We start from the raw sequence: 10920 nt of genomic DNA, 5'->3' as shown, positions 1-10920 counted from the left end.
GGATTGACGGGTGCGGTACTTTCCATGGGCGGCATCGTGCGTCAGCGGCCCGTGACGGGCAAGTCACGACGCCCCAGCACCCACGCCAGCGCCAGGTGCACCGGCAGCAGCAACACGATCCACTGCAGGTTGACCTGCGCCTGCAGGCTCAGCCAGTGCAGGACCAGGCCCAGCGCGGCCGACAGCGCCACCGCCCACAGCACGATGCGGAACCACGCTCGCGGCACACGCCCGCGCAGCACGGTGACCGCGCCGGGAACCAGCAGCAGGCACAGCGGCGAGAGCACCAGCAGGTTGCGGTTGGCCCACGCCGCCTGATGCGCGCTGAAGCCCCACAGGTAAGTCAGCAGCGCGCCGGCGATGCCGCAGAACAGCCACAGCGGCAGCGCGATACCGCCCAGCACGCGCCGACGCGTGCGCAGGGCGATTACGCCCGCGGCGGCCAGCAGTCCACACAGCAGCCACGGCCACCAGTGGCGCGGGGATTCCTTGGGTTCGGGCGCGATGCGGTGCGGCAGCAGTTCCTGCTCGGCCTGCACCAGCGGACGGCCTTCGCTGTTGCGGGCCTGGCGCAGCGCGTCGGCCAGTCGCATCGGCACGAAGGCTTCCTGCCAGCGCGACAGTGGCTGGTCGGCGAACGGCCCCAGGCCGATGTCGAAGCCCAGCCACATCCATGGCGAGGGCGAGGCCAACCGCACCGATTCGCTGCGGTAGGTGTTGCCACGCGAGCGACCGGACAGCTGCGAATGCAGGCCGCCGCCAAGCGCCTGGTCGATGGTGTCGCGCACCATCGTGGCGCAGTTGGCGGTGTAGTAGTCGTAGTGGTAGCGCGCGTTCTCGGGCTTGGCGCGTTCGGCCAGGCCTGCGGCCAGCGTGCGGGCCTGCTGCGGGTCCAGGTCCAGCCACTGGATGCTGGCGCCGCGGCCGCTCTCGCGGTAGTACGACATGTCTTCGTCCAGCGGCAGCGCCACCAGGTAGTACATCATGTCGCCGCGCACGAAGCGGCCGATGAAGTCCGGCTCGCCCGGATCGAAATAGCCGAAGTTGTAGGAGATGGCCTGGCCATTGCGCGGGTCCAGGACGACCAGCGCATCGTGGCCGAAGCGCTCGAAGAAGATCTCGCCGGGCTGCATGGTCACCACGCCAATGCGTGGCGCCGGGGACATGTCCGCAGCGACACCGGGCGCGGGTGCTTCATCGCTTGCGACCGGCGTATCGGAGGACGTGGCGGCAGCCTCCTGCGCCAGCGCCGCGAACGGGACACTGGCCAGGAGGAGCAACCACGACAGGAACAACAGGCGGCACGACGGCCACCGCTTCAGCAGGGGCCGCATGGCGTTGATCAATCCTCGGTGTCGGTGTCCGCCGACAGCACGGTCACATGGAACGCCTGCACGCGGCGGGCATCGGCACGCGCCACCCGGAACACGAAGCGGTCCAGGCTGAGCTCGTCGCCGGTTTCGGGCAGGTGGCCGATCGCCTCGGTGACCAGGCCCCCGATGGTGTCGTAGTCGTCGTCGGGGAAGTCGGCGCCGAACCGCTCGTTGAAATCCTCGATCGCGGTCAGCGCATCGACCACGTACTGGCCGTCGGCCTGGATGGCGATCTGCGCGGTGTGGTCCTCGGCCTCGTCGTGCTCGTCGTCGATCTCGCCGACGATCTGCTCCAGCACGTCTTCGATGGTGACCAGCCCGGCGACGCCGCCGTACTCATCGACCACGATGGCCATGTGGTTGCGCGAGAGCCGGAACTCCTTGAGCAGCACGTTGAGCTTCTTGGCTTCGGGGATCAGCACCGCCGGGCGCAGCAGTTCGCGCACGTTGGCCGGACCGTGGTCGGCGACCACGCCGCGCAGCAGGTCCTTGGCCAGCAGCACGCCAAGGATGTCGTCCTTGTTGTCGCCGTGCACCGGGAAGCGCGAATGGCCGGATTCGACCACCTGCTTCATCAGTTCCAGGAAGGGCGCCTCCACCGGCAGCGAGACCATCTGCGAACGCGAGATCATCACGTCGCCCACGGTCAGCTCGGCGACCGAAATCGCGCCTTCCATCATGCGTAGGGTGTCGGCGGCGATCAGCCCATCTTCCTGCGCGGTGTGCAGGACCGCCACCAGCTCGTCGCGGGTGTGGGGTTCGCCGGAGAAGGCAGAGGTCAGGCGTTCGAGCCAGCTGCGCTTCTTTTCGTTTTGCTCCACATTGGAGCCACTACTGTCGTCTTCAGACATCTCTGGAAAAAAAGGCACCCGGCGAGCCGGGCGTTGGATTCAGTCTAGCAGGATGCGCGCCGCTGTCAGCGTCCGCCGGCGGGCGCTGCCTTCACGGGCCCGCCGGGGGCGGGGGCGCCCGGGGCGGCGTCCGGGGCCGGTTCCTCCTCCGGCGGCAGGTCCAGGCTGTAGGTGCAGCCGGCCAGGGTCTTGCCGGGGTGGGTCTTGACGGTGGACAGGCTCAGGATCACCGATTCGATCATCGGCTCGCCGGTCGTCGGGTCGGTGACGTCGCGGCTGACCAGCTCGCGCCCGGCCATGAACTTGTCCGGGTTGTCCACGCCATCCTCCAGCGCCAGCCGTTTGGCCATCGGGCGCGGGTCGGCCAGGTCGAGGATGGCCATGATGCTGGCCCCGGCCACGGCGATGTACTCGGTCTGCTGGCCGAATACGGTCACGGGCATGGCCAGGCGGAATTCGCTCATGAATTGATTGGACTGCGGCAGCGGCTGCAGGCCGTTGGCTACCGCCTTGAGCGGGTCGGCCACGACCGGCGCCACCGCGTTGTAGTCGGCCAGCCCCTGCCGGCATTCGATCAGGGCGGCCAGGTCCAGCGGGGCGGCGACGCTGGTGGCGGGCAGCAGGGCCAGCAGGCCCAGGCAGGCGGTCTTGAAGGCGATCATCGAAAATCCGTGGGTCACCGGCGGGCGGCTCAGTTCTCGTTGGCGTAGGGGTCGTCGATGCCCAGTTCGGCCAGGATGTCGCGTTCCAGCTGCTCCATGGCCTCGGCTTCCTTGTCGTCCTCGTGATCCCAGCCCAGCAGGTGCAGCACGCCATGCACGGTCAGGTGCGCATAATGGGCGTTGAGTCGCTTGTCCTGCTCCTCCGCCTCGCGCGCGACCACCGGGGCGCAGATCACCAGGTCCCCGAGCAGCGGGAATTTCACGCCCTTGGGCAGGCCCTCGGGCACCTCGGCCGGGAAGCTCAGCACGTTGGTGGCGTAATCCTTGCCCCGGTAATGCCGGTTCAGCGACTGGCCTTCCTTGGCATCGACCATGCGGATGGCCAGGTCGGCCTCGCGGATGCGGCCCTTGAGCGCGGCGGCAACCCACTTGCGGAAGCTCACCGCCGAGGGCAGCCCGGCACGGGGCAGGGCGTAGCTGACGGCTACATCGAGGCGGACGGGGCCCTTGGTCATGGCGATACCGGTAGTTCAGATCAATCGGAAGTGGACAGTGTACGTCTACTCCGCGCCGGGTTTTACCTGCTGCAGGTCGCGGCGGTCGTACGCGCTGACGATGCGTGCCACCAGCGGGTGGCGGACCACGTCGCGGGCTTCGAAGAAGGTGAAGCTGACGCCCTCGACATCGCGCAGCACCTCGATCGCATCGCGCAGGCCGGATTTGACGTGCTTGGGCAGGTCGGTCTGGGTCAGGTCGCCGGTGACCACGGCGGTCGAGCCGAAGCCGAGACGGGTCAGGAACATCTTCATCTGCTCGACGGTGGTGTTCTGCGCTTCGTCCAGGATCACGTACGCATCGTTGAGCGTGCGCCCGCGCATGTAGGCCAGCGGCGCGATCTCGATGATGTTTTTTTCCAGCAGCTTGAGCACTTTTTCCACGCCCAGCATTTCGTACAGCGCGTCATACAACGGGCGCAGGTACGGGTCCACTTTCTGGCTCAGGTCGCCGGGCAGGAAGCCCAGCTTCTCGCCGGCTTCCACCGCCGGGCGCACCAGGATCAGCCGCTGCACGCGCGACTCGTTCAACGCGTCCACCGCGCTGGCCACTGCCAGGAAGGTCTTGCCGGTACCGGCCGGGCCGATCCCGAAATTGATGTCGTGGGTGGTGATCTGGTGCAGGTAGCGCGCCTGGTTGGCGCCGCGCCCGCGCACCGTGCCGCGCTTGACCTTGATGGTCACGTCCTGCGCCTCATAGGCCCCGTCGACGACGTGTTCGACGTTGGCCTGGTTCAGCCGCAGGTGGATGGCGTGGCTGTCGAAGGTGACCTCGGCCGCTTCGGCGTAGAGGGCCTCGATCAGGGTCTTGGCTTCTTCGATCACCCGCTTGGGGCCGGTCACGCGGAACACAGGGCCGCGGTTGGCGATCTCCACGCCGAGCTTGAGTTCGATCTGGCGCAGGTGCTCGTCGAACGGGCCAGCCAGATTGGCCAGGCGTTCGTTGTCTTCCGGGACCAGGGTGAAGTCGCGTTGTGCAAGTGCCGTCATTGCGTCAGGCAGCCATCGGTCGAAGCGACCCGGCCGCAGCGTTGGGATGGGAAACACAGGGTAGCGCGCAGCCACGTTGGCCGCCAGCGAAGGCGCGGTTCTCCACAGTGTCTGTGCAAGGACGGTGCGGCAACCTGTGGATAGCTTGCGTGGGCCCTAGTGCGGCAGACGATCCGCGGTCGTGGTCAAAAAAGCGTCACGCCGCGCGCGTTCATCCACAGCGGTTGTGGGTGGATGTTGGAGAAACATGTGGATAAGCACCGTGGCGCCCATGGCGGCAAGGGTCTGCGCCAGGTGATCATTTCATGACCAGCGCGGCGTTGACTGACCTCTTCTTCACGGAGGTGTGCGCAAGGCGACGGCGCATCTCCTCCTGCAGAACGGCGTCCGATGTCACTGGTCGTGTCTGTGTCCGGCCGATGGGTGCCGTTGGCTGCGACGGGTCGGCTGGTCCGCGCCGGAACCTCGCTGCTGCAGCTTGAACAGACCCGCACCGCCGCCCACTGCCGGCGGTGCAGGCGCAGTCGCGCGCCTGGTGCGCGGCATTATGCCGCGTGGGGCGCGCTGGTGGGAACGGCGGCCCGAGGTGCCGCCGCCGCTGGCCGGCGCGCCCTCAGCTCGTCACCATCCGCGCGCGCAGCGAATTGCTGTACGCCTCGGTGATCACCACATCGACGAACTGCCCGATCAGGCGCGGGTGCCCGGGGAAATTCACCGAGCGCATGTTCTCGCTCTTGCCGGTCAACTCGTTCGGATCGCGTCGCGAGGGCCCTTCCACCAGCACGGTCTGCACGGTGCCGACCATCTTGGCCGAGATCGCCGCAGCCTGTTCGTTGATGCGCGCCTGCAGGCGCGACAGGCGCGCGTGCTTTTCGGCATCGCTGATCGTGTCTTCCAGATCGGCCGCGGGGGTACCCGGGCGACGCGAGTAGATAAAGGAGAAGCTGTGGTCGAAGCCGATGTCTTCGATAAGCTTCATGGTCTTTTCGAAGTCGGCCTCGGTCTCGCCGGGGAAGCCGACGATGAAGTCCGAGCTGATCGAGATGTCCGGCCGCACGGCGCGCAGCTTGCGGATCTTGGCCTTGAACTCCAGGGCCGTGTAACCGCGTTTCATCGCCGACAACACCTTGTCGCTGCCGGCCTGCACCGGCAGGTGCAGGAAATTGGCCAGCTGCGGCACATCGCGGTAGGCATCCACCAGCGAGTCGCTGAATTCCAGCGGGTGCGAGGTGGTGAACCGGATCCGGCCAACACCGTCGATCTCGGCGATGGTGCGGATCAGCAGGCCCAGGTCGGCGAACTCACCGTCCCCATACGGACCGCGGTAGGCATTGACGTTCTGGCCCAGCAGGTTGATTTCGCGCACACCCTGCGCGGCCAGCTGTGCAACTTCCACCACCACGTCCTCGAAGGGACGGCTGACTTCGGTGCCGCGGGTGTAGGGCACCACGCAAAAGGAGCAGTACTTCGAGCAGCCTTCCATGATCGACACAAACGCCGAACCGCCCTCGGCGCGCGGCTCAGGCAAACGGTCGAACTTCTCGATCTCGGGGAAGCTGATGTCCACCTGCGACTTGCCCGATTCGCGCCGCTGGCGGATCAGCTCCGGCAGCCGATGCAGGGTCTGCGGGCCGAACACCAGGTCCACGTGCGGGGCGCGCTTGATGATCGCCTCGCCTTCCTGCGAGGCCACGCAGCCGCCCACGCCGATGATCACGCCGCGGCCGTTGTTCTTCAGCGCCTTCCAGTAGCCCAGCTGGCTGAACACCTTCTCCTGCGCCTTCTCGCGGATCGAACAGGTGTTCATCAGCAGCACGTCGGCCTCGGCCGGGTCGTCGGTCAACTCCAGGCCTTCGGCGGCGGCCAGCACGTCGGCCATCTTGGACGAGTCGTACTCGTTCATCTGGCAACCGTGGGTCTTGATGTACAGCTTGCCGCGCACCGGTCCGGTCACCTGTGGCCGGGAGCCGGGCAGGGCGATCAGGTCGGGGCGGGGGGCGGGCGAATCAGGTGTGGCGGCAGGCAAGGCGGAGCCGGCCGAAGTCGGCGCGGTCGAAGCTGGCGTCCCGGTCATGGCGCTTATTCCAGTCGGGTGGGCGGGCAGGCAGCCGGTTGGCTGCGATGAGCCGTGCATTGTATGCCGGAAGCACTCCCCGGACGGGTTCAGGGCCGATCCGCGCTGGCGGCCGGCGTCAACCCCTTGGCAACCACCGCCGAAGTTGGGACACTCCCGACAATGAAGGGGATCTTGGGGATCGCTGCGTTGGCCTTGGCTGCGCTGACCGCTATGCCGGCCAGTGCGGGCACGTTGTACAAGTGCCTCGGTGCCGACGGCGTGCCCAGTTATGTCAGCAAGCGCGTATCCGGGGCGTCCTGCAGCGTGGTCAGCAGCTACCGGCCCGACCGCGGCGCGCCGCGCCGCTACACCCCGCCGCCGGCACCGGTCGCCGCGCCAGCGCCTGCACTGGTCCCGACAGCGACCGCCAGCGCGCCCGCCAGCCCGGTCCAGGCCGATCGCGCCAACACCGGCACCRCCCTGACCGCCAGCGGCCCGGCGCCATCGGCCACGGTGCTCAGCGCGCCGTCGGCCCCGGCCGCGCGGGCCAACAAAGCCGGCCGCGTGGTGAGCGGGCAGGTCTACTCCTACATGAAGGACGGGGTGCGCCACTACACCAGCGCCCGCCCGGCGCAGTTGGCCAGCCTCGGCCCGGTGCGCACCATCCACTACACCTTCATCGAGCGCTGTTACGCCTGCGGGGCCAACCCCGGCGTGAACTTCGGCTCGGTGCGGCTCAACACCACCGCGTTCCAGAGCGAGATCACCGCCGCCGCGCGCGAGTTCGGGGTCGAGGAAGCCGTGGTCCGCGCGATCATCCACGCCGAATCGGCCTACAACCCGACCGCGCTCAGCCGCGCCGGCGCCCAGGGCCTGATGCAGCTGATGCCGCCCACCGCGCGCCGCTTCGGCGTTACCGACTCCTACGACGCCGCGCAGAACATCCGCGGCGGCGTGCAGTACCTGTCCTGGCTGCTCAAGCGCTTCAACGGCAACCTCACCCTGGCCGCCGCCGGTTACAACGCAGGCGAGGGTGCCGTGGATCGCCATGGTGGCGTACCGCCTTACAGTGAGACCCAGTACTACGTGAAGCGGGTGGCGCAGCTGGCCGAACGCTACCGTGGTGCGCAGGCCACCACCCAGTGAGCCGACGCGCCCATGGCGCTGGCTGGCCTCCATGCCGTAATGTCGTGTCGTAATGTCGTTCCGTAGTACCGCGTTGTGTGGCCGACTTCGGTTCAGCTACACTCGCGGCTGATTCAATGTGGACTGGCCCCCACCGGTCTGCTGGCAGCCTCAAGCTACCTAAATCAATATCGGAGTGCCGGATGGCCAACGATGGGGTAAACGATCCAGTCGATACTGGACGTCGACGATTCCTTTCAGCAACCACTGCGGTGGTCGGAGCGGTCGGCGTCGGATTTGCAGCAGTGCCGTTCATCAAGTCCTGGAATCCCAGCGCCCGCGCCAAGCTGGCCGGTGCTCCGGTGATTGCCGATATCAGCGCACTCCAGGAAGGCCAGCGACTGGTCATGGAATGGCGTGGACAGCCGATCTGGATCGTCAAGCGCTCCAAGGCGATCCTGGACGCGCTGCACGGCCTGGATGATCGGCTCAAGGATCCCGAATCCGGGGTCAAGGACCAGCAGCCGGCCTACGTGCTCAAGCAGAATCCCGAATTCCGCGCGATCAAGTCCGAGGTCTCGGTCCTGGTCGGGCTGTGCACCCACCTGGGCTGTTCGCCGGAGATGGTCGCCGAGATCCGCCCCGAGCCGTACGACCCCCAGTGGAAGGGCGGGTACTTCTGCCCCTGCCACAAGTCGCGCTTCGACATGTCCGGTCGCGTGTTCAAGGATGTCCCGGCGCCGATCAACCTGCTGGTGCCGCCGCACCATTACCAGGACGACAACACCATCATCATCGGCGTTGACCCGCAGGGGGCGGCTTGACCATGGCCAACATCCTTTCCCGCACCGCCACCGGCGTCGCCGACTGGGTCAACACGCGCGCCCCCGGCCTGATGCCGGTCTACCGCAAGCACGTGACCGAGTACTACGCGCCGAAGAACTTCAACATCTGGTACTACTTCGGTTCGTTGGCGCTGCTGATCCTGGTCAACCAGATCGTGACCGGCATCTTCCTCACGATGCACTACAAGACCGATGCGGCCGAAGCGTTCGCCTCCGTCGAGTACATCATGCGTGACGTGGAGTKGGGCTGGCTGATCCGCTACATGCACTCCACCGGGGCCTCGCTGTTCKTCATCGTGGTCTACCTGCACATGTTCCGCGGGCTGTTGTATGGCAGCTACCAGAAACCGCGCGAGCTGGTGTGGATCCTGGGCATGCTGATCTACCTGGTGCTGATGGCCGAAGCCTTCATGGGCTATGTGCTGCCGTGGGGGCAGATGTCGTTCTGGGGCGCGAAGGTGATCATCTCGCTGTTCGGCGCGATTCCGGTGATCGGTACCGGGCTGACCGAATGGATCATGGGGGATTACCTGCCCAGCGACGCCACCCTCAACCGCTTCTTCGCCCTGCACGTGATCGCCCTGCCGCTGGTGCTGTTGCTGCTGGTGGTGCTGCATCTGGGCGCGCTGCACGAAGTCGGCTCGAACAACCCCGACGGCGTGGAAATCAAGAAGGGTCCCAAGGGCAACCGCTGGTCGGCCACCGCGCCCACCGACGGCATCCCGTTCCATCCCTACTACACGCTCAAGGACGGGGTGGGCGCCGGGTTCCTGCTGATCATCGCCGCCTTCATCATCTTCTTCGCCCCGGCCTTCGGCGGCCTGTTCCTGGAACACGACAACTTCACCGAGGCCAATCGCCTGGTCACGCCCGAGCACATCAAGCCGGTCTGGTACTACACCCCGTACTACGCGATGTTGCGGGTGGTGCCCAACAAGCTCGGTGGCGTGCTGGTGATGTTCTCGGCCATCGCGATCCTGTTCCTGGTGCCGTGGCTGGACCGCGCGCGGGTCAAGTCCTACCGCTACCGCGGCTGGCTCTCGCGCGGCCTGCTCGGCGTGTTCGCGGTGTGCTTCGTCTGGCTCGGTGTGATCGGCTCCGGCCCCGGCACCGACGCACATGAAACCTACGTGGGCCGCGTATTGACCTTCCTGTACTTCGCCTTCTTCATCACCATGCCGCTATGGACCAGGCTGGACAGGACCAAACCGGTACCGGATCGGGTGACCACGCATGACTGACCACTGGATTGTCCGGCTGGCCTGCGCGGCCGCCTTGATGCTGGCCAGCAGCCTGGCCGGCGCCGCCGAAGGCGGCACCACCCTGCAGGCCGGCAACGACCTCGGCGACCGCGCCTCGCTGCAGCGCGGCGCGCAGCTGTACATGAACTACTGCTCCGGCTGCCATGCGCTGAAGTACCTGCGCTACTCGCGGATGGCGGCCGACCTGGGCCTGAGCGAAGAAGAGGTCATGACCAACCTCAACTTCACCGGCACCCCGATCGGCGAGCAGATCCCGGTAAGCATGCCCAAGGCCCAGGCCGAGAAATGGTTCGGCAAGATGCCGCCGGACCTCAGCCTGATCGCCCGGGTGCGAGGTAGTGACTGGGTCTATACCTACCTCAAGTCGTTCTACCTCGATCCGTCCCGGCCGCTGGGCTGGAACAACCGACTTTTCCCCAATGCCTCCATGCCCAACCCGCTATGGGAGATGCAGGGCCTGCAGCACGCGATACACGGCAAGCCGGAAAGCCCGGGGGCAGACGCGCCGGTGGTCGGGCTGAAGATCGAACAGCCGGGCAACGTGAGCGCTGCCGAGTACGACCAGACGGTGCGCGATATCACCAACTTCCTGGAGTACGCCGGCGAACCGGCCGCGCTCAAGCGCCAGAAGCTCGGCGTGTGGGTGATCCTGTTCCTTGCGCTGCTCACCTTCCTGGCGTACCTGCTCAAGAAGGAATACTGGAAGGACGTGCACTGAGCGCCATCCCGCCGCCGAGCATCGATCGATCCGATCAGGGGTCGATCGGCCTATTGGCTTTTGTGATGGGCAGTTGCACACTCGGGTACTGTGACGACCGCTGGCAATGGGCTGGCGGCGCCGATACGACCGGCGGTTACCGGACGTTGGAGAGCCTTTGATGGCGGCGAGCGTACGCATGCGGAACACCCTGACGCTGTTTTCCTCGAACGACGATGTCCTGTGCCATCGCGTGCGCCTGGTATTGGCGGCCAAGGGCGTGAGCTACGACTTCGTCCCGGTCGACCCGCAGAATCCGCCCGAGGATCTGATCGACCTCAACCCGTACCATTCCGTGCCCACCCTGGTGGAGCGCGAGCTTGTGCTGTACGCGGCCTCGGTGGTCAGCGAATACCTGGACGAACGTTACCCGCACCCGCCGCTGATGCCGGTCGATCCGCTGTCGCGCGCGCGCATCCGTCTGGCGATGCTGCGCATCGAACAC

11 protein-coding genes are annotated in these 10920 nt (G+C 66.7%); 5 read left to right on the top strand and 6 right to left on the bottom strand.

Annotation, left to right across the window (positions count from 1 at the left end; translation table 11 throughout):
- Positions 1 to 41 precede the first annotated feature (41 nt).
- From ACXJKH_RS08435 to miaB, 6 genes are all read right to left on the bottom strand, one after another.
- Entirely contained in the window at positions 42 to 1334 is a 1293-nt protein-coding gene (locus tag ACXJKH_RS08435; protein WP_457319088.1) for a lipoprotein N-acyltransferase Lnb domain-containing protein, read from the bottom strand.
- Positions 1335 to 1342: 8 nt separating this feature from the next.
- A complete protein-coding gene (locus ACXJKH_RS08430) occupies positions 1343 to 2224 on the bottom strand; it encodes an HlyC/CorC family transporter (RefSeq protein ID WP_256776208.1) in 882 nt (293 codons plus the stop codon).
- A gap of 65 nt (positions 2225 to 2289) precedes the next feature.
- Positions 2290 to 2886 (bottom strand): hypothetical protein, encoded by a 597-nt coding sequence (locus ACXJKH_RS08425; protein WP_457319087.1) that lies wholly within the window; start codon positions 2884 to 2886, stop codon positions 2290 to 2292.
- Between the two features lie 29 nt (positions 2887 to 2915).
- Positions 2916 to 3401 (bottom strand): rRNA maturation RNase YbeY, encoded by a 486-nt coding sequence (ybeY, locus tag ACXJKH_RS08420; protein ID WP_256776206.1) that lies wholly within the window; start codon positions 3399 to 3401, stop codon positions 2916 to 2918.
- Positions 3402 to 3446: 45 nt separating this feature from the next.
- Positions 3447 to 4430, bottom strand: coding sequence for a PhoH family protein (locus tag ACXJKH_RS08415; protein WP_256776205.1), 984 nt, complete (start codon positions 4428 to 4430; stop codon positions 3447 to 3449).
- Positions 4431 to 5043: 613 nt separating this feature from the next.
- The gene (miaB, locus tag ACXJKH_RS08410; protein ID WP_256776204.1) at positions 5044 to 6504 is read right to left on the bottom strand and encodes a tRNA (N6-isopentenyl adenosine(37)-C2)-methylthiotransferase MiaB; all 1461 of its coding nucleotides are present in this window, start codon (positions 6502 to 6504) and stop codon (positions 5044 to 5046) included.
- Between the two features lie 162 nt (positions 6505 to 6666).
- On the opposite strand from miaB, the gene ACXJKH_RS08405 reads away from it, so the two are divergent.
- The 5 genes from ACXJKH_RS08405 to ACXJKH_RS08385 form a co-directional block, all read left to right on the top strand.
- Positions 6667 to 7632 (top strand): lytic transglycosylase domain-containing protein, encoded by a 966-nt coding sequence (locus ACXJKH_RS08405; protein WP_457319086.1) that lies wholly within the window; start codon positions 6667 to 6669, stop codon positions 7630 to 7632.
- Between the two features lie 182 nt (positions 7633 to 7814).
- Positions 7815 to 8435 (top strand): ubiquinol-cytochrome c reductase iron-sulfur subunit, encoded by a 621-nt coding sequence (gene petA / locus ACXJKH_RS08400; protein WP_256776202.1) that lies wholly within the window; start codon positions 7815 to 7817, stop codon positions 8433 to 8435.
- 2 nt (positions 8436 to 8437) lie between these two features.
- Positions 8438 to 9697, top strand: coding sequence for a cytochrome b (locus ACXJKH_RS08395; protein WP_457319085.1), 1260 nt, complete (start codon positions 8438 to 8440; stop codon positions 9695 to 9697).
- Positions 9698 to 9734: 37 nt separating this feature from the next.
- Positions 9735 to 10436: a cytochrome c1 gene (locus tag ACXJKH_RS08390; protein WP_256776216.1), complete on the top strand. Its 702-nt coding sequence runs from the start codon at positions 9735 to 9737 to the stop codon at positions 10434 to 10436.
- Between the two features lie 160 nt (positions 10437 to 10596).
- Positions 10597 to 10920 (top strand): glutathione S-transferase N-terminal domain-containing protein (locus ACXJKH_RS08385; RefSeq protein ID WP_457319084.1); only part of this gene is annotated, 324 nt, incomplete at its 3' end.

Source organism: Stenotrophomonas sp. P5_B8 (genome assembly GCF_054049855.1).
Note: the sequence above shows the minus strand (reverse complement) of the source record. Positions and strands in the feature narration are given on the sequence as shown.

What these genes read in the sequence shown, in the direction of transcription:
- ACXJKH_RS08435 (WP_457319088.1), bottom strand. Translation starts at nt 1,334, where the DNA reads ATGCGGCCCCTGCTGAAGCGGTGGCCGTCGTGCCGCCTGTTGTTCCTG.
- ACXJKH_RS08430 (WP_256776208.1), bottom strand. Translation starts at nt 2,224, where the DNA reads ATGTCTGAAGACGACAGTAGTGGCTCCAATGTGGAGCAAAACGAAAAG.
- ACXJKH_RS08425 (WP_457319087.1), bottom strand. Translation starts at nt 2,886, where the DNA reads ATGATCGCCTTCAAGACCGCCTGCCTGGGCCTGCTGGCCCTGCTGCCC.
- ybeY (WP_256776206.1), bottom strand. Translation starts at nt 3,401, where the DNA reads ATGACCAAGGGCCCCGTCCGCCTCGATGTAGCCGTCAGCTACGCCCTG.
- ACXJKH_RS08415 (WP_256776205.1), bottom strand. Translation starts at nt 4,430, where the DNA reads ATGACGGCACTTGCACAACGCGACTTCACCCTGGTCCCGGAAGACAAC.
- miaB (WP_256776204.1), bottom strand. Translation starts at nt 6,504, where the DNA reads ATGACCGGGACGCCAGCTTCGACCGCGCCGACTTCGGCCGGCTCCGCC.
- petA (WP_256776202.1), top strand. Translation starts at nt 7,815, where the DNA reads ATGGCCAACGATGGGGTAAACGATCCAGTCGATACTGGACGTCGACGA.
- ACXJKH_RS08390 (WP_256776216.1), top strand. Translation starts at nt 9,735, where the DNA reads ATGCTGGCCAGCAGCCTGGCCGGCGCCGCCGAAGGCGGCACCACCCTG.